At 68.3% G+C, this 26,903-nt stretch carries 23 protein-coding genes; 16 read left to right on the top strand and 7 right to left on the bottom strand.

From position 1 onward, the window contains the following. Positions 1-60: 60 nt before the first annotated feature. The 6 genes from LRA89_RS03165 to LRA89_RS03140 all read left to right on the top strand — a co-directional run bounded on the left by LRA89_RS03165 (position 61) and on the right by LRA89_RS03140 (position 9,250). Positions 61-1,920, top strand: coding sequence for a copper resistance system multicopper oxidase (locus LRA89_RS03165; protein WP_230768988.1), 1,860 nt, complete (start codon positions 61-63; stop codon positions 1,918-1,920). After that, complete coding sequence (locus LRA89_RS03160) at positions 1,917-2,981, top strand: copper resistance protein B (RefSeq protein WP_230768987.1); 1,065 nt, start codon at positions 1,917-1,919, stop codon at positions 2,979-2,981. Before LRA89_RS03165 ends, LRA89_RS03160 begins: the two co-directional genes overlap by 4 nt. Positions 2,982-3,249: 268 nt before the next feature. Then, complete coding sequence (locus LRA89_RS03155; protein WP_056496937.1) at positions 3,250-3,585, top strand: hypothetical protein; 336 nt, start codon at positions 3,250-3,252, stop codon at positions 3,583-3,585. Between the two features lie 60 nt (positions 3,586-3,645). Then, positions 3,646-4,887, top strand: a complete 1,242-nt coding sequence (locus tag LRA89_RS03150; protein WP_230768986.1) for a TolC family protein — start codon at positions 3,646-3,648, stop codon at positions 4,885-4,887. After that, positions 4,884-6,047, top strand: a complete 1,164-nt coding sequence (locus LRA89_RS03145; protein ID WP_055755563.1) for an efflux RND transporter periplasmic adaptor subunit — start codon at positions 4,884-4,886, stop codon at positions 6,045-6,047. Before LRA89_RS03150 ends, LRA89_RS03145 begins: the two co-directional genes overlap by 4 nt. Then, positions 6,044-9,250, top strand: a complete 3,207-nt coding sequence (locus LRA89_RS03140; RefSeq protein ID WP_230768985.1) for an efflux RND transporter permease subunit — start codon at positions 6,044-6,046, stop codon at positions 9,248-9,250. Before LRA89_RS03145 ends, LRA89_RS03140 begins: the two co-directional genes overlap by 4 nt. A gap of 6 nt (positions 9,251-9,256) precedes the next feature. On the opposite strand, the gene pncB is transcribed toward LRA89_RS03140, so the two are convergent. Together pncB and LRA89_RS03130 are read right to left on the bottom strand one after the other, a co-directional pair. After that, entirely contained in the window at positions 9,257-10,561 is a 1,305-nt protein-coding gene (pncB, locus tag LRA89_RS03135; protein ID WP_230768984.1) for a nicotinate phosphoribosyltransferase, read from the bottom strand. 3 nt (positions 10,562-10,564) lie between these two features. Then, positions 10,565-11,245 carry an NUDIX hydrolase gene (locus LRA89_RS03130; RefSeq protein ID WP_230768983.1) on the bottom strand — a complete coding sequence of 227 codons (681 nt, stop codon included), beginning with the start codon at positions 11,243-11,245 and terminating at the stop codon, positions 10,565-10,567. Positions 11,246-11,313: 68 nt separating this feature from the next. Between LRA89_RS03130 and LRA89_RS03125 the strand changes: the two genes are divergently transcribed. Further along, positions 11,314-11,946 carry an isochorismatase family protein gene (locus LRA89_RS03125; protein WP_230768982.1) on the top strand — a complete coding sequence of 211 codons (633 nt, stop codon included), beginning with the start codon at positions 11,314-11,316 and terminating at the stop codon, positions 11,944-11,946. A 74-nt stretch (positions 11,947-12,020) separates the two neighbouring features. Next, positions 12,021-12,650: a response regulator transcription factor gene (locus LRA89_RS03120; RefSeq protein WP_230768981.1), complete on the top strand. Its 630-nt coding sequence runs from the start codon at positions 12,021-12,023 to the stop codon at positions 12,648-12,650. A gap of 10 nt (positions 12,651-12,660) precedes the next feature. Here the strand turns inward: LRA89_RS03120 and LRA89_RS03115 are convergent, their stop codons facing one another. Both LRA89_RS03115 and LRA89_RS03110 read right to left on the bottom strand, forming a co-directional pair. After that, positions 12,661-15,816 carry an ATP-binding protein gene (locus tag LRA89_RS03115; protein ID WP_230768980.1) on the bottom strand — a complete coding sequence of 1,052 codons (3,156 nt, stop codon included), beginning with the start codon at positions 15,814-15,816 and terminating at the stop codon, positions 12,661-12,663. Between the two features lie 194 nt (positions 15,817-16,010). Beyond that, positions 16,011-17,087, bottom strand: a complete 1,077-nt coding sequence (locus LRA89_RS03110) for a GNAT family N-acetyltransferase (protein ID WP_230768979.1) — start codon at positions 17,085-17,087, stop codon at positions 16,011-16,013. An 84-nt stretch (positions 17,088-17,171) separates the two neighbouring features. Here LRA89_RS03110 and LRA89_RS03105 point away from each other — a divergent pair, with 84 nt between their 5' ends. The 4 genes from LRA89_RS03105 to LRA89_RS03090 all read left to right on the top strand — a co-directional run bounded on the left by LRA89_RS03105 (position 17,172) and on the right by LRA89_RS03090 (position 21,356). Next, on the top strand, positions 17,172-17,633 hold the full coding sequence (locus tag LRA89_RS03105) for a DUF2721 domain-containing protein (protein WP_055755556.1): 462 nt from the start codon (positions 17,172-17,174) through the stop codon (positions 17,631-17,633). After that, positions 17,630-18,028 carry a DUF4345 domain-containing protein gene (locus LRA89_RS03100; RefSeq protein WP_230768978.1) on the top strand — a complete coding sequence of 133 codons (399 nt, stop codon included), beginning with the start codon at positions 17,630-17,632 and terminating at the stop codon, positions 18,026-18,028. Before LRA89_RS03105 ends, LRA89_RS03100 begins: the two co-directional genes overlap by 4 nt. Positions 18,029-18,334: 306 nt before the next feature. After that, on the top strand, positions 18,335-20,242 hold the full coding sequence (locus LRA89_RS03095) for a ribonucleoside-diphosphate reductase subunit alpha (protein ID WP_230768977.1): 1,908 nt from the start codon (positions 18,335-18,337) through the stop codon (positions 20,240-20,242). Between the two features lie 169 nt (positions 20,243-20,411). Next, positions 20,412-21,356 (top strand): class I SAM-dependent methyltransferase, encoded by a 945-nt coding sequence (locus LRA89_RS03090; RefSeq protein ID WP_230768976.1) that lies wholly within the window; start codon positions 20,412-20,414, stop codon positions 21,354-21,356. 68 nt (positions 21,357-21,424) lie between these two features. Here the strand turns inward: LRA89_RS03090 and LRA89_RS03085 are convergent, their stop codons facing one another. Continuing rightward, positions 21,425-21,700 carry a DUF2171 domain-containing protein gene (locus tag LRA89_RS03085; RefSeq protein WP_230768975.1) on the bottom strand — a complete coding sequence of 92 codons (276 nt, stop codon included), beginning with the start codon at positions 21,698-21,700 and terminating at the stop codon, positions 21,425-21,427. Between the two features lie 53 nt (positions 21,701-21,753). Between LRA89_RS03085 and LRA89_RS03080 the strand changes: the two genes are divergently transcribed. Then, positions 21,754-21,951 (top strand): hypothetical protein, encoded by a 198-nt coding sequence (locus LRA89_RS03080; RefSeq protein WP_230768974.1) that lies wholly within the window; start codon positions 21,754-21,756, stop codon positions 21,949-21,951. A 99-nt stretch (positions 21,952-22,050) separates the two neighbouring features. Further along, complete coding sequence (locus tag LRA89_RS03075; RefSeq protein WP_055755550.1) at positions 22,051-23,100, top strand: ribonucleotide-diphosphate reductase subunit beta; 1,050 nt, start codon at positions 22,051-22,053, stop codon at positions 23,098-23,100. Positions 23,101-23,348: 248 nt separating this feature from the next. Here the strand turns inward: LRA89_RS03075 and LRA89_RS03070 are convergent, their stop codons facing one another. Further along, positions 23,349-23,684 carry an HNH endonuclease gene (locus LRA89_RS03070; protein ID WP_230768973.1) on the bottom strand — a complete coding sequence of 112 codons (336 nt, stop codon included), beginning with the start codon at positions 23,682-23,684 and terminating at the stop codon, positions 23,349-23,351. Positions 23,685-23,872: 188 nt separating this feature from the next. On the opposite strand from LRA89_RS03070, the gene LRA89_RS03065 reads away from it, so the two are divergent. Then, positions 23,873-24,181, top strand: coding sequence for a hypothetical protein (locus LRA89_RS03065; RefSeq protein WP_230768972.1), 309 nt, complete (start codon positions 23,873-23,875; stop codon positions 24,179-24,181). 331 nt (positions 24,182-24,512) lie between these two features. On the opposite strand, the gene LRA89_RS03060 is transcribed toward LRA89_RS03065, so the two are convergent. Then, positions 24,513-25,145: a hypothetical protein gene (locus LRA89_RS03060; RefSeq protein WP_056496978.1), complete on the bottom strand. Its 633-nt coding sequence runs from the start codon at positions 25,143-25,145 to the stop codon at positions 24,513-24,515. Positions 25,146-25,463: 318 nt separating this feature from the next. On the opposite strand from LRA89_RS03060, the gene LRA89_RS03055 reads away from it, so the two are divergent. After that, positions 25,464-26,747 (top strand): NAD(P)/FAD-dependent oxidoreductase, encoded by a 1,284-nt coding sequence (locus LRA89_RS03055; protein ID WP_230768971.1) that lies wholly within the window; start codon positions 25,464-25,466, stop codon positions 26,745-26,747. Positions 26,748-26,903: the final 156 nt, after the last annotated feature.

Below are 26,903 nucleotides of genomic sequence, written 5' to 3'. Positions count from 1 at the left end.
CCGGCGGCTGCGTATCACAGGGACGGACGGCGCGGATCGCGTTGGCAAAAGGATATGGGCATGACGACGATCGACCGGCGCACGCTGCTGCGCGGCGCCACGATGGCGGGCGGCGCGCTGGCGCTGGAACGCTGGACCCCGGCATGGGCGCAAGGGGCCGGCCTGCTCCCGACCGTATCGGGCGAATCGATCGAACTGCGCATCGCGCGGCTGACCCGCACGGTCGACGGGGTGACGACGCGCGGGGTCGGCATCAACGGCACGTCGCCCGCCCCGCTCGTCCGCCTGCGCGAAGGGCAGCGCGCGCGCATCCGCGTGGTCAACACGCTCGACGTCGACAGTTCGGTCCATTGGCACGGGTTGCTCGTGCCGTTCCAGCATGACGGCGTGCCCGGCATCTCGTTTCCCGGCATCGCGCCGGGCGGTCATTTCGACTACGACTTTCCGGTGCGCCAGAACGGCAGCTATTGGTATCACAGCCATTCGGGCGGGCAGGAACAGGAAGGGCTGTACGGCCCGATCGTCATCGACCCCGCCGACCGCGATCCCGTAGCCTATGACCGCGAGCATGTGATCGTGCTGTCCGACCATAGCCGGTCGGATGCCGCCACGATCTTTCGCCGGATGAAGCTGCAACCGGGCTATTACAACTTCCAGCGGCAGACGCTGGGCGGGCTGTTGAGCGGCGCCGACCAGCGCGCCAAGGACCGCCGCGCCTGGGGCGCGATGCGGATGGACCCGGCCGACATCGCCGACGCGACCGGAGCGACCTATACTTATCTGGTGAACGGGCGGGGGCCACGCGACAACTGGACCGGGCTGTTCGTGGCAGGGGAGCGGGTGCGGCTGCGGATCGTCAACGCATCGGCGATGACGACCTTCAACGTGCGCATTCCCGGACTGCCGCTGACGATCGTGCAGGCCGACGGGCTGAACGTCGAGCCGGTCGAGGTCGACGAATTCCAGATCGGTGTCGCCGAAACCTATGACGCGGTCGTCACGCCCGCCGAAGCCCGCGCCTATACGCTGGTGGCCGAGAGCATCGACCGGTCGGGCATGGCGCGCGCGACGCTGGCGCCGCGTATCGGCATAACCGCGCCGGTGCCGCCGCTGCGCCCGCGCCCGCTGGCCGACATGACCGACATGGGAATGGGCGGCATGGCGATGGACGAAGCCCCCACCGGCCCGCCCGACCCGAGCGCCGAACAGAACGCATCGCGGCGGCTGGCGACGCCGGGCGCGGCGATCGCGACGGCTGCTGCGACCGCGCTGGCTGCCACGGGCAAGGCCGGAATGGACCATGCGGCGATGGGGCATGCCGCCGCCGACCCGTCGGACCCGATGGCCGGGATGGATCATGGCGCGATGAAGATGCGCGACTTCGACGTGGCGCCACAGGTCGCGAAGACGCCGGGCGTGCAGACGCTGTCGCCGATGCCGGTCGACCGGACCGGCTATCCGGGACAGGGGCTTGGCGACGTCGGCCACCGCGTGCTGACCTATCGCCTGCTCCGCGCGCTGGAACCGAACCCCGACGTGCGTGCCCCGGGACGCGAACTGGAAATCCACCTGACCGGCAATATGGAGCGGTTCATGTGGGGGTTCGACGGCAAGCGCATGGTCGACACCCACGAACCCTTCGCCTTTACGTTGGGCGAGCGGGTGCGGGTGAAACTGGTCAACGACACGATGATGGGCCACCCGATCCACCTGCACGGTCATTTCTTCGACCTCGTGACCGGTCAGGGCGATCATGCCCCGCGCAAGCATACCGTGCTGGTGCAGCCCGGTGGCATCGTCAGCTTCGATCTGACCGCCGATGCGCCCGGCGACTGGGCGTTCCATTGCCATATGCTCTATCACATGCTGGCGGGAATGATGCGGGTCGTCACCGTCCGTCCGGCGGGAGCGGCGGCATGAACGGCACGATCGCCGCGCTGCTGGCCAGCGTCTTCGCCCTGCCCGCCGCCGCGCAGGACCACAGCGGCCACACCATGCCCGGCATGACGATGCCCGCCGCCCCGCCGGCCAAGGCGAAGGTGCGGACGAAACCCGCCGCGCAGGCCCGTCCGGCCGAACCCGCCGCAGCGGGCACCGACCCCCATGTGGGTCATGTCATGCCGCCCGCGCAGGCGGCCGATCCGCATGCCGGTCACGATATGTCCGACATGCCCGACATGCCGGCCGCCGATGCGCACGCCGGGCATGCCATGCCCGCGACGCCAGTGGTCGCGATCGGCACCGACCTGCCGCCCGGCGATGCCCCCGCCCCGCCGGTGCCGATGCCGCACGCCGCCGATGCGCTCTGGGGGACGGCCGCGATGGCGCGCGCGCGCGACCGGATGATGGTGGACGAGGGCGGCGGACAGCGGTTCACGCAATTGCTGGTCGACCTCGCCGAAGTTCGCTCCGGTGGCGGCTATCGCTGGGAGGGCGAAGGCTGGTGGGGCGGCGATCTCCACCGACTGGTCGTCAAGTCCGAAGGCGAGGGCGACGACCGGGTCGAAACGGCCGAGGTGCAGGCACTGTATTCACGGGCGATCGGTCCGTATTTCAACCTGCAGGCCGGCATCCGCCACGACATCCGCCCGACCCCGACCCGCACCTTCGGGGTGGTGGGGATCGAGGGACTCGCGCCCTATTGGTTCGAGATCGACGCCGCCGCCTTTCTCTCGACGCGCGGCGAGTTGCTGGCCCGAGTCGAAGGCTATTACGACCAGCGGCTGACCCAGCGGCTGATCCTCCAGCCGCGCGTCGAACTGAACCTGTCGGCGCAGGACATCCGCGCGACCGGCACCGGCACGGGGCTGACCGGGGCCGAGCTGGGTCTGCGCTTGCGTTACGAAATCGCGCGCGAATTCGCCCCCTATGTCGGCGTCCAATGGGAACGCCGCTTCGGCGACACCCGTCGTTTCGCCCGCGAAGCCGGAGGCGACAGCGGGGGGGTGGCGGTCGTCGCCGGGGTCCGCGCATGGTTCTGACCCGCGTAGCGGGGCAGCATCGTGCGGCACATCCTGCCGCACCGGACGGCGATAGCGCATAGGGGCGGTGTCCGGCCCGCCAGTTTGGCAATTCCCCCGCTACTCGTCCGCTATGCTCTGGGCGAACGACAAGGGGGACGACATTGCGACGCCATGCTGCCCCGACGACCGCGCCGTTCATCGTACCGGGCGGCAAGGACGCCGGGATCGGCCGGAGCGCGGGATATTGATTTGCCGCCCGGCCCCGCGCGCTATAAAGCTGCGTATCGTGACGCTCGCGCTGCTCCGCTCCTGGCTGTTTGCCGCCGTGCCGGCGTTGCTGGCGCTGTGCGCGATCGTATCAGTCGCGACCTGGCACGCGGCCGACCTCCACGACGACCGCCCGGTCGCCACCGTGGCGCTGGAGCGCGGCACGCCGCCCGCCGATGACGCCGCGACGATGGTCCATGTCGCCGCCCATGCGATCGGGCACGGCATGGCGGTGCCCCGCGCCACCCTCGCCCTGCCGCTGGTCGCCGAACCGCGCCAGCCGTGGCTGCGTGTGATCGCGACGCTGCCGCCCGGCCTCGCGCCCCTTTCGCCGATTCGTCCCCCGCGCGCCTGAACGTCCGCGCGTGTTCCTTGAACACGCCTCCGACGCTCACTCTGTCGTGCAGGATGTTTCATGTCCGTTTCCCCTTGCTGGCGGCGCGTGCTCGCGCTGGCCGCAGTGCTTGCGGCGGCACCGCCCGCCGCCGCGCAACTCGCCCCGCCCTTCCCCCAACTGCTCGCCGAGCGCGGCACCGCGCCGCGCATCGCCGCGCTCGACGCGCGTACCCAGGCCGCACAGGGCCTTGCCGACCAGGCACGCGCCCGCCCCAACCCGACGATCAGCGGCTATGTCGAGAATATCGGCGGCTCCGACCCCTATGGCGGCTTCGCCCGTGCCGAAACGACGATCCAGCTCAACCATGTCGTCGAACTGGGTGGCAAGCGCGCCGCGCGGATCGCGGCGGGGATCGCCGGGGTCGATGCCGCCCGCGCCCGCGCCCATGCCGGGCGTGTCGCCTATGCCCATGATCTTGCCCGCGCCTATGCGATGGCGGAGATCGCCGGACGGCGGATCGATCTTGCCGAGGAAGAAGTGGCGGAGGCGACGACCGACCTGAAGGTCGCCCGCGCGATGGTGGCGGCGGGCAAGGAAGCGCGGCTGCGCGAACTGCGCGCCGACAGCGAAGTGGCGGCGCTTACCGCCGACCTTGCCGTCACCCGCGCCGCCTATCAGACCGCGCTTGCCCAACTGGCGGTGTTGGCGGGCACCGAAACGCCCTATACCGGGCTGTCCGCCTCGCTGCTCGACACGCTGCCGCCGGTCGTACCGGTCGGGCCGCCGGCATCACCGGAAATGCGCGTCGCGCTGGCCGAACGCGATGCCGCCACCGCGCGCATCGCCGCCGAACGCAAACGCGCATTGCCCGACGTCAGCGCGCAGATCGGCATCCGCCGTCTCGAAGCGGACCGGGCGACGGCGCTGGTAGCCGGCATCTCGCTGCCGCTCACCCTGTTCGATCGCAACCGTGGCAACATCGCCGCCGCCGAAGCCGAACGCACGGCTGCCGAAATCGAACTGAACGCCCAGCGACAGGCGGCGCGCACCATGGCCGTCGCCGCCGCCACACAGGTCGCCGCCGCCGACCAGCGCGCCGCCGCCGCCGTGCGATCGGTCGCGACCGCCACCGAAACCTATCGGCTGACCCGGATCGCCTATGAATCGGGCAAGGCACCCTTGAGCGAAGTCCTGATCGCCCGTCACGACCTGGGCGTCGTGCGCGGCACCGCGCTCGACGCCGCCGCCGCGCGGATCGACGCGCGCGCAGCACTGGTCCGGCTGCACGGCCAGGCCCTTACCGGAGCAATCGTCGAATGACCTCGCAACGCCTTTACGCCGGTGCCGCGATCGGCATCGTCCTCGCCGCCGCCGCAGGCTTCGGTGCCGCGCGCCTGACCTCGCCGGTGCCCACCGCCGCCCCCGCGCCACCGGCGGAGGCCGAGCATGACGAGGCCCCGACCGATACCGTCGCGATCGACGCCGCCGGCATCGCCGCATCGCAGATCACGGTCGTCGCCGCCGCCGCCGGGTCGATCGACGCGATCCTCTCCGCCGCCGCGACCGTCGCCTCGCCACCCGATGCGCAGGCCGTGCTGGCCGCCGGCGCCGATGGCACCGTCACCCGCATCTTCAAGCGCGTCGGCGATCCCGTCGCGCGTGGCGAGACGATCGCGCTGATCGAAAGCCGTGACGCGTCCTCGGTCGTCGCCGATCGTGCCGGCGCCGCCGCGCGCGTGACGCTGGCCGAGCGGCAACTGGCCCGCGAGCGCAGCCTGTTGTCGCAAGGGGTGTCGCCTCGCGCCGACCTTGAAACGGCGCAGGCCGCGCTCGCCGTCGCGCGGGCCGATGCCGCGCGCGCGGGGGCGGCCGCCGGGGCGTTGCGCGTCGCGCGCGACGGTCGTTCGGTCGCGCTGGTCAGCCCGATCGCCGGGCGGATTACCGCCGCCCCCGCGACACTCGGCCAATATGTCGCCGCCGCGACCGAATTGTTCCGCGTCGCCGATGCCACCCGCCTGACCGTCACCGCCGCGCTGCCGCCGGCCGATGCCGCGCGCGTCCACCCCGGCGACCGGGTGGAACTGACCATCGATCCGGGTCGGATCGTGCCCGGCACGGTCCGATCGGCGACCGGCGTGGTCGATCCCGAAACCCGCGCCGCGACCGTCGTGGTCGATCCGGGGGCCGGGGCCTCCACCCTGTCGCCCGGCCAGTTGGTACAGGCGCGCATTTTCACCCGTGGCGGCACCGTTGCCGGCGGTGTCACCGTTCCCGCCGAAGCGGTGCAGACGCTGGGCGAGCGTACCGTCGTGTTCGTCGCCACCCCCACCGGCTTTCGCGCGCAGGATGTGATCGTCGGCACCCGGAGCGGCGAGCGGGTCCAGATATTGCGCGGTCTGGCGGCGGGCACGCGCATCGCCGCCGCCAATGCCTTTTTGCTGAAGGCCGAACTCGGCAAGAGCGAAGGGGACCATCATTGATCGCGCGCATCCTGACCGCATCGGTGCGCGGACGCTGGGCGGTCGCGTTCCTGACGCTGATCGTCATCGCGATCGGCGCGTGGCAGATCGCCCGCCTGCCGATCGACGCCGTGCCCGACGTGACGAACCGGCAGGTGCAGATCAGCACCTTCGTCCCCGCACTCGGCCCCACCGACGTGGAAAAGCAGATCACCTTCCCGGTCGAAACCGCGCTGGCCGGAATCCCCGGACTGGAGATGACCCGATCGGTCACGCGCAATGGCTTCAGTCAGGTCACGGCGGTCTTCGCCGATTCGACCGACATCTATTTCGCCCGTGCCCAAGTGACCGAACGGCTGGCGCAGGCGCAGGGCAGCCTGCCCGCCGGGGTCCAGCCACGGCTCAGCCCGCTGGCGACGGGTCTGGGCGAAATCTTCATGTATTCGGTCGCCTTCGCCCATCCCGACGGGCGGGGCGCGAAGGCGACGCCGGGCCGGCCGGGCTGGCAGGGCGACGGCAGCTATGTGACTCCCGAGGGTGAGCGGCTGACGACCCCGCTCGCCAAGGCCGCCTATCTGCGCACCGTGCAGGACTGGATCATCCGGCCGCAGATGCGCGGCGTGGACGGGGTGGCGGGGGTCGATTCCAACGGCGGCTATGTGAAGCAATATGTCGTCGAACCCAAGCTCGGCGCGCTGACCGCCTATGGCCTGTCGCTCACCGACCTTGCCGACGCGCTGGAGCGGGCCAATGTCTCGACCGGCTCCAACTATGTCCGGCGCGCCGGGGAAAGCTTCCTCGTGCGCGCCGATGCCCGGCTGAAATCGATCGGCGACATCGAAGCGGCGATCGTCGCGAGCCGTGGCGGCACGCCGGTGCGGGTCGCCGACGTGGCGCAGGTGGTGATCGGTGGCGGGGTCCGCACCGGCTCCGGCAGCCTGATGGGGGCCGAAGCGGTCATCTCGACCGTGCTGATGCTGACCGGCGAGAACAGCCGCATCGTCGCCGACGCGCTCGCCGACCGGCTGATCGAGGTGAACCGCACCCTGCCCGCCGACATCGTCGCCACGCCGGTCTACAACCGTGCGTCGCTGGTCCGCGCGACCATCGCCACGGTCGAGAAGAATCTGGTCGAGGGCGCGCTGCTCGTCATCGTCGTGCTGTTCGCGCTGCTCGGCAACGTCCGCGCCGCGCTCATCACCGCCGCCGTCATTCCGATCGCGATGCTGATGACCGCCACGGGCATGAACGCGCTTGGCGTTTCGGGCAATCTGATGAGTCTGGGCGCGCTCGATTTCGGGCTGATCGTCGATGGCGCGGTGATCGTGGTGGAAAACGCGCTGCGCCGCCTTGCGGAACGGCAGGAACATCTGGGCAGGCTGCTGACCAAGGAGGAACGGCTGGAGGAAACCGGCGAGGCCGCGCGCGAGATGATCCGCCCGACCGTGTTCGGGCAGGCGATCATCTTCCTCGTGTTCCTGCCGCTGCTGACGTTTCAGGGGGTGGAGGGCAAAACCTTTGCGCCGATGGCGGTCACGCTGATGCTGGCGCTCGCCTCGGCGCTGGTGCTGTCGCTCACCTTCGTGCCGGCGATGATCGCGATCCTCGTGACCGGGCGGGTGAGCGAGACCGAGGTGAAGCCGATCCGCTGGTTCAAGGCGCGCTATGCGCCGTGGCTGGCCAGGGCGGTGGCGCGGCCCCTGCCCTTCGTCGCCACCGGGGCCGGCGTGTTCGTCGCGGCGATCGTCGGGTTCGGGGCGCTGGGCGAGGAGTTCATGCCGCAGCTCGACGAACGCGACATCACCGTCACCAACTTCCGCATTCCCTCCACCTCGATCGACCAGTCGACCGCGATGCAGCTCCGCATCGAGGATGCGATCAAGACGCTGCCCGAAGTCGCGCTGGTCTTTTCCAAGAACGGCAACGCCGATCTCGGCACCGATCCGATGCCGCCCAACGCATCGGACACCTATGTCATCCCCAAACCCCGCGACGAATGGCCCGCCGGGGTGACGAGCAAGGCCGACATCCTCGCGCGGATCGAGGCGAAGATGAAGCCGCTGATCGGCAGCCGGTCCGAAATCCAGCAGCCGATCCAGATGCGCTTCAACGAACTGATCGCCGGGGTGCGATCCGACGTGGCGGTCAAGCTGTACGGCGACGATCTGGAGGCGATGCAGGCCACCGCCGGACGCATCGCCGCGTCGCTGCGCACCATCGCCGGTGCCGCCGACGTGCAGGCCGAACAGACCGACGGCGCGCCGACCTTCGACGTGGTGGTCGATCGGCAGGCGGCGGCACGCTATGGCCTGTCGGTCGATGCGGTGGCGAACACCGTCGCCGCCGCGCTGTCGGGTCGCGAGGCTGGCGTCGTCTACGAAGGCGACCGCAGCTTCGACATCGTCGTCCGCCTGCCCGACGTGGCGCGCGACGATGTGACGGCGCTCGGATCGGTGCCGGTGATGCTGCCGCCCGACGCGACCGGCCATACCGATTCGGTGCCGTTGGCGCAGGTCGCCCGCTTCCGCTACACCGAAGGCTTGAACCAGATCAGCCGTGAGAACGGCAAGCGCATGGTCGTGGTGCAGGCCAATGTGCGCGGGCGCGACCTCGGCGGGTTCGTCGGCGAGGCGCAGGCAAAGGTGGCGGCGCTCGCGCTGCCGCCGGGCATGTATATCGACTGGGGCGGCACCTTCGAAAACCTGCGGTCGGCGCGCAACCGGTTGCTGATCGTCGTGCCGCTGTGCTTCGCGGGCGTGTTCGCGCTGCTGTATCTGGCGCTCGGTGGCTGGGTGCGGGCCGCCGTGGTGTTCAGCGCGGTGCCGATGGCGCTGGCCGGCGGGGTCTTCGCGCTGCTGTTGCGCGGTATCCCCTTCTCGATCACCGCGGCGGTCGGCTTTATCGCGCTGTCGGGGGTGGCGGTGCTGAACGGCCTCGTCATGATGAGCGCGATCGGCCGGCGGCAGGCGACCGGTGTGGACGCCACCACCGCCATCATCGACGGGGCGATGGAGCGGGTCCGCCCGGTGCTGATGACCGCCCTGGTCGCCAGCCTCGGCTTCGTACCGATGGCGCTGGCGACCGGCACCGGCGCGGAGGTCCAGCGCCCGCTGGCCACGGTCGTGATCGGCGGGTTGATGACCGCGACCGCGCTGACGCTGCTGGTGCTGCCCGCGATCGTCGCGCTCATTGCCCGGCGTGGCAGCACGACGGTCGCGGCGTAGCGACGGCTACACCGCGACCGGCTGCGCCACGCGCCCGCCTTCACCGAAGATGCGCAGGTAACGGGCGATGTCCTCCGGCCGGCCGGTCGCCTTGGCCGGGTTGTCGGACAGCTTGACCGCGTGGCGTCCGTTCGCCTCGACGACCTTGCACACCAGCGAGATCGGCTCCAGCCCGCCGGCGCCCAGCGGATCGCAGCCGCGAAAGTCGTTGGTCAGGTTGGTGCCCCAGCCGAAGCTCATCCGCACCCGGCCATGGAAGTGGTGGTAGGTCGCAGTGATGCTGTCGACATCCATCCCGTCGGAAAAGATCAGCAACCTGCTGCGCGGATCGACGCCCTGGGCGTGCCACCATGCGATGATCTGTTCGCCGCCCTCGATCGGCGGCATGCTGTCGGGGCGGAAGCCGGTCCACTGCGCCAGCCACGCCGGCGCATCGCGCAGGAACGCGGTGGTGCCGAACGCATCAGGCAGCGCGATCAACAGGTTGCCGCCATAATGCCGCCGCCACTCCTCGAGCACGCGATAGGGTGCGGCGGCGATGCCGGCATCGTCGTCGGCCAGCGCCGCCTCGACCATCGGCAGTTCATGCGCGTTGGTGCCGACTGCCTCCAGCCCGGCCTGCATCGCCAGCAGCACGTTCGACGTGCCGATGAAGCGGTCACCCAGCCCCTCCTGCAACGCCTCGACGCACCAGCGCTGCCACAGAAAGCCGTGCCGCCGCCGCGTGCCGAAGTCCGACAGGACCAGATCGGGCAGGTCGCGCAGCCGCTCGACCTTGTCCCACAATCGCGCCTTCGCCCGCGCATAGGTGACGTCGAGCGCGAAGCGGCCGTGATCGGCCAGCGCCGCGCGGGCACGCAGTTCGTTGAGGATGGTGAGCGCCGGGATTTCCCATAGCGACGTCGCCGCCCACGGCCCCGCGAAACGCAGCTCATATTGCCCGTCGCGCACCGACAGCTCGTATTCGGGCAGGCGAAATTCGGCCAGCCAGTCGATGAACCCCGGCGCGAACATCCGTTCGACCCCATAGAAGCTGTTGCCCGCCAGCCAGATCAGCTCCTGCTTCGAGAAGCGCAGCGTCCGCGCATGGTCGAGCTGGGCGCGCAATTCGCTCTCGTCGATCACCTCGGCCAGCCGTACCGCCTTTGTCCGGTTTAGCACCGCGAAGGTCGCCTGTACGTCGGGGCGAACCTCGCGGATCATCTGCACCATCAGCAGCTTGTAGAAATCGGTATCGAGCAGGCTGCGCACCACCGGGTCCAGCCGCCAGCCATGGTTCCAGACACGGGTGGCAATATCCGTCATCACCATCGATCAATCCTTTATGGTGCGGGTATAGAAGGCGGCGGGGCGAAAGGCGGTTCCCGCCTCGCGGTCGCCGGTGGGCGTGATCCGCCCGCTGTCGAGCATCCGGCGGCGAAAGGCGGGCTTGTTGAGCGCGCGGCCCAGCACCGCTTCCTGCACGCCCTGAAGATCGCGCAGCGTGAAGCGATCGGGCAACAGCGCGAAAGCAGCGTCGTCGATCCCGCCACGCAACCGGTCGAGCGTCAACGCGACGATCGCGGCATGATCGAAGCCGAGCGCAATCGCATCGCCATCGATGCGGACCGCGCCGGTCGCATCGATCGTCGCCAGCCGCTGCCCCGCGTCCAGCGTCAGCCCGGCCAGCTCCGCCGGGGTCAGCAACACGCGATGCGCGATGCTGACGATCCGCATGCGTGGATCGCGATCGACCGCGCCGAAGCAATGGACCTGTTCGGGCACCGGGCCGACCAGCCCGCCCTTTTCCGCCAGCACCCGTCGGGCCGCCGCCTCCAGCGCCTCGTCGATGCCGACGAACCCGCCGGGCAGCGTCCATCGATCGGCGAACGGCGACTGCCGACGCCGGGTCAGCAGCACGACCGGACGGCCATCCATGATTCCCAGCACGACAATATCGGCCGTCACCGACGGGCGATCATAGCGCCCGGGGTCATATGCTTGGGAGGATGCCATATCTTCCATGCACTTTACATATATCCTCCTAGCATATATGTCCAGTATCGGATGACAGGAGCTGGAAGATGCGCGATCTGATCGTGGTGGTGGATACCCAGGCGGATTTCATGCTGGCGGACGGGGCTTTGCCGGTGCCCGGTGCCGACCGGCTGGCCGCGCCGATCCGCGCATGGCTCGGCCGGCGACAGGCGGCGGATACGGCGGCGGTAGTGTTCACCTTCGACACCCATTTCGCCGATACCTATTCGACCAGTGCCGAGGCGACGCTGTTTCCGATCCACTGCGTCCATGGCACGCCGGGCTGGCGCAATCTGGTCGGGGCCGATGTCGTGGCGGCGGACATTCCCTGTCTCGGGCTGGAGAAAGGCGTGTTCGATATGTGGGCCGAACCGGGGCTGACGCTCCACGACCTGCGACAGCCGGCATCCGTGGCGGTGGCGCGCGACGGTTTCTTCGCCGGGTTGCGCGCGGCGGGTATCGACCGCGCGATCGTGGTGGGAGTCGCCGCCGACTATTGTGTCCGCTGGGCGATCGATGGGCTGGTCGCGCGCGGCTTCGTCGTCGAGGTGCCGGCCGACCTTACCCGCGGGATCGAACGGTCGATCGACCGGGTGATCGAAACCGACTTCGCCGGTGCCCCGGTCGTGCTGTCCCGCGACAAGACGGTCGCATCTTCAATCACTTCGCCCTTCAACTGACCCGCCTTTGTGATATGGCCTGTCAAACCGGTTCGCGGTATCGCTACGGTGCCGAAACGGAATGGAGGCCCTCGATGTCGCAAATCCTCGTCGCCGACGACCATCCGATGTGTGCGACCGCGCTGGCGATGGCGGCGCGGGTCGTCGATCCGGCGGTGACGATCGACAGCGCGACGACGCTGGCCGAGGCGGAGGATTTCGCCCGCGTCCGTCCGCACGACCTGATCCTGCTCGACCTGATGCTGCCCGATGTTCAGGGGTTCGCCGGTCTGGCGGTATTGCGCGCGGTGCGGCCGGCCGCGCGGATCGCGATCGTGTCCGGTCGGGACGATCCGAGCGTGATCCGTCAGGCGGTGGCGCTGGGCGCCAGCGGCTTCATCCCCAAATCCTCGCCGATCGACGAGATGGTGGCGGCGATCCGCAGCCTGCTCGCCGGCGAACGCTGGATTCCCGCAGGAATCGACATCGGCGCGAGCGACGACCGGCGCGCCGACCTCGCGCAGCGGATGGGCACCTTGTCGATCGCGCAACTGCGCGTGCTCCGCGCGATCGCCAACGGGCATCAGAACAAGCAGATCGCCTATGACCTGCAACTCGCCGAACCGACGGTGAAGTCGCACTTGTCGGCGATCTTCCGCAAGCTGGGCGTCAGCAACCGGACGCAGGCGGTGCTGGCGCTTCAGGCATTCGACGCCGAGGACTGACCGTCCCGCATCACGCCTGGTCGCTCACCGCGCGCGCGGCGGCGACCACCGCCTGCGCCGCGCGATCGATCGTGTCGAGCCATGCCGGATCGATCGGCGCATCCTCCCGCGCGTCCTCCACCACGCGGAGCGCGGCCACCAGCGCCTGCGCACCGACACTCGCCGCCGCACCGCGCAGGGCATGCGCCTCGCGCCGGGCGAGATCGCCCCGCCCGCCGCCGACCAATGCGCGGAGACGCCCCGGAATACGCTGGGCATCCTCGACCAGCAGGCCGAGCAGCGTGTCGCGCGCCGCCGGCCCCAGCGTCTCGCCGAGCGCGCGGACCCGTCCGGGATCGATCGCCGCCACGTCCGGTGCGGTATCGTGTTCCTCGTCCTGCTCCACGGTCACGCCCGCGATCGCATGACGCAACGCCGCGATGTCGACCGGCTTGGCAAGGACCCCGTTCATGCCCGCCGCAACGACTTCGGCACGGCGTTCGGCCGACAGATCGGCGGTCAGCGCAAAGATCGGCACGCGCGCGCCGGCGCCGCTCCATGCCCGGATCGCCCGGGTCGCGGCGATCCCGTCCATGACTGGCATCTGCACGTCCATCAGCACCAGATCGATCGGATGCCCCGCCCGGTCGGTGACATATTCCACCGCCCGCGCGCCATGTTCGACCGCGACGACATGGTGGCCCAGCCGGCGGACGATCTCGGCGATCAGATAACGGTTGGTGTCGTTGTCCTCGGCGACGAGGATGCTGCGCGGGCGGACCGGCGCGGTGGGCGGCGGCGGGGCGATCTCGCTGGTCGCGGCGACGGTGGCCGGCAGCGGAAGGGTGAACCAGAAGCGCGATCCCTCGCCCGCGCGGCTGTCGACGCCGATCGCACCGCCCATCGATTCGACCAGCATCCGGCTGATGCTGAGGCCCAGGCCCGTGCCGCCATAGCTGCGCGTGGTCGATGCGTCGGCCTGCACGAACGGCTCGAAGATCGCCTCCAGCCGGTCGTCGCGGATGCCGACGCCGGTGTCGGCGACATCGAAACACCATAGATCGCCACCGCTCGCGGTCGCGGTGATGCGGACCGATCCGGCACGGGTGAACTTGATCGCATTGCCGACGAGGTTGGTCAGCACCCGCTGCAACCGCGCCGGATCGCCGATCACCCGGCCGGGGGCAATATCGGCCTCCAGCGCGATGCCATGCGCCGCCGCGTCGGTCGCGAACATGCCGGCGATGCCGGCGATCAGCGCGTCGGGCTCGAACGCGATCGCCTCCGCCTCGCCCTGCCCTGCCTCCAGCTTGGAAAAGGTCAGCACGTCGTCGACGATATGCGACAGCGTCCGTCCGGCCTGTTCGAGCGAGTCGAGATGCCGCATCCGTTCGACCCGCTCGGGCGTGTCGCGCAGCAACTGCGCGGCGGCGAGGATCGCGGTCAGCGGGGTGCGGATCTCGTGGCTGATCGTCGCGACGAAGGTGGCGCGCGCCGCCAGCGCGCGTTCGGCCGCTTCGCGCGCGGCACGCAGTTCGGCCATCGCCGTGACCTGTTCGGTAATGTCCTGGAACACGCCGAACAGCCCGACGGTCGTGCCGTCCGGCCCCTGTTCCGCCTGTCCACGTGTCGATACCCAGCGCAGCGCGCCGTCGTTGCGGTGCAGCCGCGCCTCGAACGCGAACGGCCCCTCGCCCGCGAACGTCTGCGCGATCCGCGAGCGGACCATCGCCCGGTCGTCGGGATGATAACAGTCGACCGCATCGCCCAGCGGCGGGGCGGCGCCGACCGGCAGGCCGTGGATGCGGAACACCTCGGGCGACCAGAACAAGCGCTGTCCGTCGTGATCGATGCGCCAATGGCCGATCTGCGCCGCCGCCTCGGCCATCGCCAGCAGGCGCTGCCGCTCCTCCAGTTGCGCGATCGCCGCGGTCGCGGCCTGCTCGGCGGCCTGGCGCAGCCCGATGTCGCGCACCGTCGCGACGATTTCCCCCACCGGCCCGTCGCCCGGCGTCAGGCGGAACGCGCCTTCCAGCCACACATACTGGCCGTCGCGATGCCGCTGGCGATAGCGACGCACCACACCGACGCCGTTTTCGGTCAGCGTCAGGCAGGCCCTGCGCATCCGTTCCTTATCGTCGGGGTGCATCCGTTCGAACGAACTGCGCCCGACCAACTCCTCGGGCGCATAGCCGAGCAGTTGCTGCGACGCGGGCGAGGCATAGCGGCGGATGCCGTCCATGCCGATGCGCAGGATCAGGTCGGTCGAATGGTCGGTCAGCAGGCGCAACTCGCGCTCGGCGGCGCGGGTCTGTTCCAGCGCGCGGTCGCGGTGGTGAAGCAGCGTCGCCATCGGAAAGGCGGTCAGCGTGATCGCCGACAGGAACAGTTGTAGGAACAGGAAGCGATCGATGGTTTCGGGAAAGCTCGCCGCGATCGGCCCGTCGCCGTGGACGGTGAAGATCGTGGCGACTATCGCGATCGTCAGCGTGGTCAGCGCCGCGCCGCCGAAACCGTGGTGGAAGGCGGCGAACACCCCGCACGGCATCAGCAGGAACAGCAGCGGATAATTGCCGATGCCGAACACCAGCGTCGCGACGAGTGCCGCGATCGACGGCAGCAGGACGAGTGCGACCGGCCCGATCGTGCCTTCGCCGGGCAGGTCGCGGCGGCTGGCGCCGAGTGCCGGCACCACGATCACCATGCCCATGACGCTGGCGGCGAACCAGCGGGCCATGGCCAGCACCGACACCGGCCCGCCGACCGCCGCCGACAGTCCGGCGGCCAGCGGCGTGCTGACCGCCGCGCCGGCCATCGCCGCAAGGATCGTCAGCGCATAGCCGCGCAGCCGCATCGGATCGGCGCCCGAGCGCCGCAGCAGCGTGGCAACGACGGTGATCTCGATCAGGTTGATCGCGCTGAACCCCAGCGCCAACCGCGTCTCGATGCCGAGCACGACATGCGACAGCAGCATGGCCACGGCGGTGACGGCCAGCCACTGCGGCAGCCGGGCGACCGGCTGTCGGGTCAGCATCGAAACCGCGACCGCATTGACCGGCCAGATCAGCACCGCCCCCGCCATCGCCGACGCGAACGACAGCGTCGCCGTCGCCAGCAACAGGATCACCGCGCCATAGGCCGCCATAGCGATCGGCAATCGGGTGAAGGCAGGCGGAAGGAACGACATGACGGACCATTTGCGCGGGAAGGTTCGGTGGTCCGGTACGGGCGGCCATGGATCGATCGGCCCGCGCCGGACGACGTCCATGATCGCCCTTCGACCCCGCGCGACATGTTCGCGATTCGGTGGTCGCGCTCAATCATCCAAAGGATGCAGCCAAGGCAAGTGATTGATCCGAAACGCAGGTCCCGAGCAGATGGCTATTGCCCGCTGGCGCTCCAACGTCGTCGCAGCAACCGGCCGATCAGCGCGGGCAACCCCGGCTGCAGGAACAGCCAGTCGCGGATCGCCGGCCCCTGCTGCGCGCCGATGACCCGCTTGTAGCCGCTGTCCCCCGCCCCCCAGTCGACCAGGGTGATGCCGTCGGCCATCCCCTGGACCAGATTGCGGTAATAGAGCAGCCGCCCCGGCGAATGTTTCGCGAAGGCGGGGTCATAGCTGTTGGCGATGGCGTATTTCAGGTGGCCGGCGTTCAGATCGAACGAGAAGGCGGCGGGCACCCCGTCGATGCGCAGCACCGCCGCCCACAACATGCCGGCGATCACCGGATCGGCGGCGGCGGTCCGCCAGAACGCGCCATGCCCTTCACCGGTGAACTTGGCGTCGCTGCCGTCGGTCCGCTCGGCGATCCAGCTCCGCTCCTCGACCGTGGCGAGCGCATCGAACGCGGCTGCGTTCCAGTCGCCGCCGCTTACGAACGACCAGTCGAGCGCGCCATGGCTGGCGAGATGCTTTTCGTGGAAACGGTTTTTCTTCAGCGTCGAGCCGCGCGGCCATGCGCCCTCGGCCTGCACGGCGGCGATGTCGAGCAGGAAGCTGTCGGCGACGAAGCGCGGCATCGCCCGCCAGCCCGCACGACCGGCGGCGGCGAGCAAGCCGGTGAGCGCGGGGTCGCCGTCATAGATTGGGCCGAGCCGGAACCCGCGCACTGCCCGTCCGGTGGTGGCGAGCAGCGTGTCGAATTCGGCCGGTGTCGCATCGGCCGCGACCGGCAGGCTGCGGAACGGCCAATAGCATCCCGGCACCTGCCCCAGCCGCAGAATGCCGGGGCCGAGCGGCACCAGCGGCAACGCCGCGACCGGCGCGTCGCCGCGCGCGACCGTCACCGTCCGCGCGACACCGCCATAGGCCGTCAGCGCGGCGGCGAACCACTGGCGGCGCAGGAAACGATGCGACGGTGGCGCCGCCGCCGCGACCAGATCGATCGCGGGCGACAGGCCATCGACGATCCGGGCATCGGGCCGGGCGTCGGGAACGGAAACGGTGGAGCGGGTCATCGCCGGGCAAACTGGCGGGCAGACGTTACGATCCGGTGGAGAAGCCGCCTTGCCCGTACCGGTCGCGGGCGTCATATCGCTGTCGTGGAATTCGAACCCGTCCTTTCGACCGTCGCCAAGACGATCCAGACCGCGATCGCGCCGGTGTTCCTGCTGGCCGGAATCGGCGCGATCCTGAACGTCATGGTCGGGCGGCTGGCGCGGATCGTCGACCGCGCGCGCGATCTGGAAAAGCTGCACCCCAGCTCGATCGGGCCGGAGCATGACCGCCACGTCTTCGAACTGCGCCTGCTCGACCGGCGGATCCGCGTCATCAACAGCGCGGTGTTCCTCGTCGTGCTGTCGGCGGTCGCGAACTGCACCGTCGTGGCGATGCTGTTCACCGCCGAACTGCTCGACCTGCGGCTGGGTAAGGCGGTGGCGATCGCGTTCATCCTGTCGATGCTGCTGCTGATCGGCGGGCTGACATGGTTTCTGGTCGAGGTCCGCATGTCGGTGCGCGCGATCCGGGTACGCGCCGAACTGCTGGAGCGCGAACGGCAATGAGCCCCCGGTGCGAACGCACGCTGTTGCAGGCGGTGGTGGCGCTTACCTGCCTGTTGCCGCTCGTCGCGGGGTCCCTCGGCATGGTGCGCGGCGCGACATGGGTCCAGTCCGCGCCGACAGTCGATCTGGACAGTCATTTCCGCTATCTGTCCGGCCTGCTGGTCGGCATCGCCGCTGGTTTCCTCAGTTGCATTCCCGGCATCGAACGCAAGAGCGGGCGTATCCGCCTGCTCGGCGCGATCGTGATTCTCGGCGGCCTTGGCCGTCTGGCGGGGCTGGGCGAGATGGGACTGCCCTCGATCGGCCACCGCATCGGGCTGGGCGTCGAACTGGTCGTCGTGCCGCTAGTGCTGGCATGGCAGACGCGGATCATGCACCGCTGCCACCGCCCCTGAGCGACCGGTTCCAAAAAAGATTTTTTCGGACTTGCGCGTTCGGGAAAGGCCGGAAAGTCCATGCGTCGCGCCGTTCGACGCGCCCGCGCGTCGATATGTGGCGCTTGCATTCCGGCGGCTTGGGCAACTAAGTCTTGTGGGTAACGTTCTACGGGACGCACTAGCCATGGTGTCGGATCGGCATTCCAGACAATCGGTTCGCGCGGTTTTCCGCAGGGGTCCATCGTCGGGAAGCACATCCGTGCAAGGCAGTGCGGACGCTTCCGCCGCACCCGTGCCGAACGCGCCAGTAAACAGGATACCGCCATGGACTTCAGGGATTCAGACGTGACCGATCGCAACACGCTCACCCTCGATCTCGCCGCTGCCACCGCCGTCGCCACGGCGGCACCGGTACGCACCAGCCACACCGTCGATGCCCAGCTCCACGCGGTCGAGGTCGATCATTCGCGCGACGCGCTGCTCACCGATTTCGGCAAGGATACGCTGAAGGACCGCTATTTGCTGCCGGGCGAATCCTATCAGGACCTGTTCGTCCGCGTCGCCTCGGCCTATGCCGACGATGCCGCGCATGCGCAGCGGCTGTACGACTATATCTCGAAGCTGTGGTTCATGCCGGCGACGCCGGTCCTGTCGAACGGCGGCACCGGGCGCGGCCTGCCGATCTCCTGCTATCTCAACTCGGTCCCCGACAGCCTTGAGGGCATCGTCGAGACGTGGAACGAGAATGTCTGGCTGGCGTCGCGCGGCGGCGGCATCGGCACCTATTGGGGCAATGTCCGCGGCATCGGCGAGCCGGTCGGCCTGAACGGCAAGACCAGCGGCATCATCCCGTTCGTCCGCGTCATGGATTCGCTGACGCTCGCCATCTCGCAAGGGTCGCTGCGGCGCGGGTCGGCGGCGTGCTACCTCGACATCAGCCACCCGGAAATCGAGGAGTTCCTCGAAATCCGCAAGCCCAGCGGCGATTTCAACCGCAAGGCGCTGAACCTGCATCACGGCGTGCTGATCCCCGATGCCTTTATGGAAGCGGTGCGCGACGGTGCCGAATGGCAACTGAAGAGCCCGAAGGACGGGTCGGTCCGTGCCACGGTCGACGCCCGCTCGCTGTTCCAGAAGCTGGTCGAAACCCGCCTCGCCACCGGCGAGCCGTACATCGTGTTCAGCGACCATGTGAATTCGACGATGCCCAAGCATCACCGCGATCTGGGCCTGAAGGTATCGACCTCGAACCTGTGCAGCGAGATCACGCTGCCCACCGGCAAGGACCACCTCGGCAATGATCGCACCGCCGTGTGCTGCCTCTCGTCGCTCAACCTCGAGACGTGGGACGAATGGAACGGCGACAAGCGCTTCATCGAGGATGTGATGCGCTTCCTCGACAATGTGCTGACCGACTATATCGAGCGCGCACCCGACGAGATGGCCCGCGCGCGCTATTCGGCGGAGCGCGAGCGTTCGGTCGGTCTGGGGGTCATGGGCTTCCACTCGTTCCTGCAGGCGCGCGGCCTGCCGTTCGAAGGCGCGATGGCCAAGGCGTGGAACCTCAAGGTGTTCCGCCACATCAGCGCGCAGGTGAACGAGGCGTCGATGCAGCTCGCCGGCGAGCGCGGGCCCTGCCCCGACGCCGCCGACATGGGCGTGATGGAGCGGTTTTCGTGCAAGATGGCGATCGCGCCGACCGCCTCGATCAGCATCATCTGCGGCGGCACCAGCGCCTGCATCGAACCGATCCCGGCGAACATCTATACCCACAAGACGCTGTCGGGTTCGTGGTCGGTCAAGAACCCGTATCTCGAAAAGCTGCTGATCGCGAAGTCGAAGAACAGCGACGCGGTGTGGAACACGATCCTCGAGCGGGGTGGTTCGGTCCAGCACCTCGACTTCCTGTCAGTCGAGGAAAAGGACACGTTCAAGACCAGCTTCGAGATCGATCAGCGCTGGCTGCTCGAACTGGCCGGCGATCGCACGCCCTATATCGATCAGGCGCAGTCGCTGAACCTGTTCATCCCCGCCGATGTCGAGAAGTGGGACCTGTTGATGCTCCACTTCCGCGCGTGGGAGCTGGGCATCAAGTCGCTCTACTATCTCCGCTCGAAGTCGGTGCAGCGCGCCGGATTCGCGGGCGGCGTGGAGGCGGACAATACCTCCGAACTGGCGAAGTTCGATCTGGGCGAGACGACCGATTATGATGAGTGCCTTGCCTGTCAGTGAGCGGGTCGCCTCACCTTGCGCAAGCAAGGTGAGGACAGACCACGGCGGGCAGCGGGGTCGCGCAGCGTCCCCGTCTGACGGCGTGGGCTGATCCTCAAGCGGGAAGTCGCAGGTCGGTTCGACGTGCCCTATGCGCGTGATCTTGGGGCACGAAAACGGGAACATGGGGATGGCCAAAACCAATTCGTCCGGCAAGGTCGGGCCGATCGAGAAGCTGCGCTATGCCGCCGCGCTGATCCGCCATCGTGTAAGCGAAGCCAGCGGCGAGGAAGCGGCGCTGCACGAGCTGCGCGAACTGCAAGGCTATGTCGCATCGTTCGAACAGGCGACCGGCAAGCGTGCCGCCGAATCGAGCGTGGTCGAGATCGGCTTCGGACCGCGACCGCGCCGGGCGTTCCTGCTGAGCGGGATGTTCGCACAGGTCCATGCGATCGACCTCGACGCGCCGATCCTGTCGCTGGGCGATGCGCTGCGCACCGCGCGGACCAACGGCATCGAACGCGCGGTCAAGAGCGTGGCGCGCTATGCGTTATTCGACCGGCGCGAATGGCCGAAATTCCATGCGACGATCCGGCGCGAACTGCCGGATTATGCGCCCGACAAGGTTCGGTTCACCATCGGTTCGGCCGGTGACGAGGCGACATGGGCGACGATCGGACAGGCCGATCTGATGATCTCGTTCGACGTGTTCGAACATATTCCGCCCGAGGAACTGCGCCTTATGCTCGGCACCGTCCGGTCGCACCTGCGCCCCGGCGGGATGGTCATCTCGCGACCCTGCGTGTTCACCGGCATCACCGGCGGCCATACCGTCGAATGGTATCCGCAGCATGCCGAGCAGCATCCGTCCGGCAATACTGCGTGGGCGCATCTGACTGACCCGGACTTTATCGTCGACACCTATCTCAACCGCATGTCGCGTGCCGACATGCGCGCGATGTTCGAGGCCGAAGGGTTCGAGGTGACGCGCGACCATGCCGAACTCGGCCGGTTCTGCGAGGTCCATTTGACGCCCGAAAAGCGCGCGCTGCTGAAAGGCTATGACGATTACGAACTGTTCTCGAACAACGTCGAATTTCATTTGAAGCCGCGGCACGACCGGGTCGCGGCATGACGATCCAGCGCGCCTCGGACCATGCGGGGGCGGGTCGCCCTGCCCCGCGCACGGCCGATGCACTGTATTCAGAGCGCCGAGCCGTCCTCTTCGGTCTCGAATGTCACCGCGACGTCGGCGTTGGCCGACAGACGGACGGTGTCACCCTCGACCTCGGCGACGAGGCCGCCGTCGATATAATGGTGGTGCCCTTCGTGGCTGGACTCCGCGCCTTCGACCTGCGCGCCGCTGTCTTTCTTCGTCAGCTTGATGCGGTCGCCTTCTACGCGGTCGACGGTGCCGACATGGACGCCGTCGGCGCCGATGACGTCGGCGTGTTCGTTGATGTTGCTCAGATCGGCCATGATGTTTCTCCGTTGGGGGCGGCGGTCAAACGCATGTCCCCGCCGTTGGTCGCATGACGCAGAACGTCGTCATCATGCTGGGCGTCGCGCTAGTCGCGGGGGGCCTTGGCGTATGGCTGCTTGCGCGGTTGCGCGGGCGGGCCACGCCGCAGGCCCGCTATGCCCATGCCATGACCGGCATGATGGCGCTGGCGCTCGGGATCATCCTCGCGATCTTCGGGATCGCGCAATGGTCGTGGGGGTCGGCATGACCTTTTCGCGCTCGGCATTCCGGCACCGGCCGGGATGACGCCATATTTCTTCGCCATAATCCCTCGATAATCTCTTTTCAGTTTTCCCGGAGTAACCCCATGTCGCTCACCGAAGCCCGCAAGCAGTACAAGCCGTTCGAATACCCTTGGGCGTTCGATTTCTGGAAGCGCCAGCAGCAGATCCACTGGATGCCCGAAGAGGTGCCGTTGGGCGAGGATTGCCGCGACTGGGCGCAGAAGCTGACCCCGCACGAGCGCAACCTGCTGACGCAGATCTTCCGCTTCTTCACCCAGGCGGATGTCGAGGTGCAGGATTGCTACCACGAGAAATACGGCCGCATCTTCAAGCCGACCGAGGTCAAGATGATGCTCGCCGCCTTCTCCAACATGGAGACGGTGCATATCGCGGCGTACAGCCATCTGCTCGACACGATCGGCATGCCCGAGAGCGAATATGGCGCCTTCCTCGAATATAGCGAGATGAAGGACAAGCACGACTATCTCCAGAACTTCGGGGTCGATACCGACGAGGACATCGCCAAGACGCTGGCGATGTTCGGCGGCTTCACCGAAGGGCTGCAGTTGTTCGCGTCGTTCGCGATGCTGATGAACTTCCCGCGCTTCAACAAGATGAAGGGCATGGGGCAGATCGTGTCGTGGTCGGTCCGTGACGAGAGCCTGCACTGCGAAGGGATCATCAAGCTGTTCCATGCCTTCTGCAAGGAACGCGACTGCATGACGCGCAGCGTTCGCGACGACATCGCCGACATGTGCCAGACGACGGTGCGGCTGGAGGACAATTTCATCGATCTCGCCTTTGAAATGGGGCCGGTCCACGGGATGACCGCCAAGGAGATCAAGAAGTACATCCGCTACATCGCCGACTGGCGGCTGGGGCAATTGGGGATGAAGCCGATCTATCTGATCGAGGAACACCCCCTGCCGTGGCTCGCCCCGCTGCTGAACGGCGTCGAGCACGCCAACTTCTTCGAACAGCGCGCGACGGAGTATTCCAAGGCGGCGACGCGCGGCAATTGGAACGAGGTGTGGGACGGCTTCGACAAGCGCCAGAAGGCCAAGGCGGTGCCGGCGGCGAACGAGGAAGCCAGCGGCATGGGGGATATGTTTGGTGGGGTTGCGGCGGAATAAGCCGCGCTGGGGCCGCGCCGGGCAAGGGGTAGCGAAGCTACCCCGAGCCTAAAGGCGCGGCCGGCCGACGGCGCCCAAAGCGCCGACCGACGGCACGGGCTTTGCCCGTGCCAGCCCGCCAATCCCCCCCAAAGTTTACAAAGTTTACACTAACCGCGCGTTCGCGTTCGGATTGCGTAGCATTCGCAAAAGCCTCCTATCGCCATTCGTCGGAAGTGTATCGGCGCACGCCGCTGTAGGACAGCGCGCTACCGCCTCCGCCTGACGGGCGCGCGGAAGTCGGCGGGTTTGTCCCGCACCCATGCCACGAAGCGCGCGACCGCCGGCACGTCGCGCAAGCTGTCGAGATCGGCGAGCGACCCGGCCAGTTCGGCGTTGGTGGCGCTGGCGTGGATCGTGCGGTGGCAGATCGGGTGGAGCGGCACCGTCTCGCGCCCGCCTTCGCTCTTGGGGATGCGGTGATGCCATTCCACCTGCGCGCCGATCGGGCGGGCGCATAGCGCGCAGACCGGCGGCGCGATCGGGCGATCGGCCAGCGCCTCGGCCGCCGCCAGTCCCGCCTTGCGCTTTACCCGTCCGGCCATGTTCATCGTGCCCTAATGCTGCCTGCGATAACATCGGATGCCTGTCGCCGTCGTGCAAGTCTTGCGGCCATGGCCCGGTCGATCGGACAATATCGAGGGGGCGTCGGGCAGATGAACGACAGATGAAGGAACCGTCCGCAGCGTACAATGGTTGTCGCTCGGCAAGTTCAGTATCAGGGAGACGACCCATGAACCGCACGACATTGCTTCTGGCCGCAACCGCCGCCGCGCTGACCGCCACTCCGTCGCTGGCGCGCGATCGATCGGTGCCGGTCTATTCGGACTACAACCCCTATTACCTCGACTACAAGACCGACATTTCCGAGGCGAAGCGCGAGCTGCGCAAGGATTTGGCGCGTGCCAAGGATGCTTCGTCGCGCGAGGATGCGTGGCATGAATATCGTCGCGAGGTGGCCGATGCCGAACATGATTTCCGCAAGGAGATGGCGGAGCGCGGCATGATCGTCCGGCGCGGCCGGGTGACGGTCGAGGAATAAGCTTCCCTGTTGTCCTACGGGGAATGGCCGCCGGGTTCGCGCCCGGCGGCTTTTTGTCGTTCCACGCCGGATTAATGTCCAGCCAGACAGCGGCTCGTGGCATCTCCCCTCCCTGAAAGGGAGGAGCCGGGGGTGGGTCGGCTGATACGGAAACACAAGGCGCCACAACCGGCCTACCCACCCCCGAACCCCTCCCTTGTCAGGGAGGGGAGCAGGTCGCTCCCGAAGCTACCCACAACAAAAAACCCCGGACGTTGCCGTCCAGGGTCTTTCGATACGCAATCACCGGGGCGGGTCCCGATACGCCGGACCCGCCCAATACAAGCCGTCTTTAGAAGTGGGTCGTCAGACCCAGCATCGGACGGAAGCTGTGCGCCGAACCGAAGGTCGACACTTCACCGCGCAGGCGGACGCCCGAGTTGCCGGTGATGCCGCCAAGGCCGATGTCCTTCGGGCCGACTTCGAAACCGGCGCCATAGGTCATTTCGTGATAGTCGCGGCTGTCGTTGCCGAACGCTGCGAAATTGACCCAGCGATAGCCGACCTTGCCGTAGATCAGGCCCGAGTCACCGGCGCGGACGCCGAAACGACCGGCTGCGCCGTAATCCCAATCGATGTCGCCCGAGATACCCTTCGACGCGCTGCCTTCGGCACCGACGAACACCGGGCCGAGCGGCACGTTGAAGCCGAGGATGCCTTCGACGAGGCTGCCGTTCAGCTTGTTGTCGCGCGGGACGAGCGGGATGCCGGCCTTGGTCCGCTCGGAATCGAACTGTTCCCAGCCGCCGAGGATCGCGACATAGGGTTCAAAGCCGATGCCGCTGGTGCCATCGGGAGCCTCGACCGCCGGGGCGGGCTCGGTGGTGGTGGCGGCGGGATCCTGCGCATAGGTGGCATCCTGCGCGAAAGCCGGCGCGGCGACGAACGCAGCGGCTGCGGCGGCAACAGTGATAAGCGTACGCATACATGACCTCACTTGAGAACTAACGGTTCCGGCATCGAAGGCGCGCCGGTTGTCCCGTGGCCCCTCTGAACCCCGCACTCCGGTGGTTGTTGCATCGCGAAGTACGATTGGGCACGGAACCGTATATCTGTTGCACAACTGCAACGGTATCTGTCGCTTCCATGAACGAACCAAGGCGCGAATGCCCGATTTCCGGTGAATTTGCGGCAGGGCCGGTTCGGCGATGCGGCAGGCAGCGACAGGGAAACCTATGCTGCGCTGCGGGTTGAAGCCGTGAGGGGCCGCCGCCATGCGGCCTTTTGGGGGAGAGCGAACGACATGCCCGAACGGATCGTGATCGTGGGTGCCGGCTTCGGCGGGATCGCCGCCGCGCAGGCGCTGCGCCATGCCGATGCGCAGGTGACGCTGATCGACCGGACCAACCATCACCTGTTCCAGCCGCTGCTGTATCAGGTGGCCGGCGCGGCGCTCTCCCCCGCCGACATCGCCGCCGCCAATCGCGCGCTGCTCCGGCGCAACCGCAATACCCGCGTGCTGATGGCCGAGGTCGCCGGGGTCGATGCCGCCGCGAAGCAAGTGCGGTTGAACGACGGACGGCGCTTGCCGTTCGACCGGCTGATCCTTGCGACCGGGGCGGCGTACAGCTTCTTCGGGCACGACGACTGGGCGGAACATGCCTTCGTGCTGAAATCGATCGACGATGCGCTGGCGATCCGCGCGGCGGTGCTGGGCGCGTTCGAACGGGCCGAACAATGCGACGATCCGGCGGAGCTGCGCCGGTTGCTGACCTTTGCCGTCGTCGGCGGCGGGCCGACCGGGGTGGAACTGGCCGGGACCATCGCCGAACTGGCGCGCACGACGCTGGCGCGCGATTTCGCCCATGTCGATCCGCGCGGGGCGCGGGTGGTGCTGTGCGAGATGGGGGATCGCATCCTTGCCGGCTTCGATCCCGCGCTGTCGGCATCGGCGAGGCGCGCGCTGGAGTCACTGGGCGTCGAGGTGCGGACCGGTGCCGCGGTCGAGACGATCGACGACGGCGGGCTGACCGTCGGCGGCGAGCGGATCGATGCGGCGGCGGTGCTGTGGGCGGCGGGCACTGCAGCGCGGCCGGCGGCGACGTGGCTGGACGCGGCGGCGGCACGCAACGGCGCGGTGAAGGTGCGGCCCGACTGCTCGGTGCCGGGACACCCCGACATCTTTGCGATCGGCGACGTCGCCAGCTTTCAGGGCGACGACGGCCCCCTCCCCGGCCTTGCCCCGGTCGCCAAGCAGCAGGGGAAGTATGTCGGCCGGCTGATCGCGGGGCGGATCGCCGGCACGCCCGATCCGGGGCCGTTCCGCTACCGCGATTATGGTTCGATGGCGGTGATCGGCCGGTCGCGCGCGGTGGCGGAGATCGGGGGCATGAAGCTCAAGGGGTTCGTCGCGTGGCTGGCATGGTCGCTCGTCCACCTGATGCTGCTGGTCGATTTCCGCAGCCGGGTGGCGGTGTACGTCAACTGGTCGTGGTCGTGGTTCACCTATGGCCGGGGCGCGCGGTTGCTGACCGGTTATGCGCCCGATCCGGGGGAGAAGCCGAAGCCGCCGGTGCTGGAGGGATGATGCTCCCCTCCCTGGCAGGGAGGGGTTGGGGGTGGGTCGGGTTGCGTGGGAACGGCGGCGCTTGACCGAAGCCTACCCACCCCCGGCCCCTCCCTTGTCAGGGAGGGGAGAAGTCCCAAACGCAAACGGCCCGCCCGCATCGCTGCGGACGGGCCG

Source organism: Sphingomonas sp. Leaf4 (assembly GCF_920939515.1).
GTDB lineage: Bacteria > Pseudomonadota > Alphaproteobacteria > Sphingomonadales > Sphingomonadaceae > Sphingomonas.
This window is presented reverse-complemented; position numbering and strand designations above follow the sequence as displayed.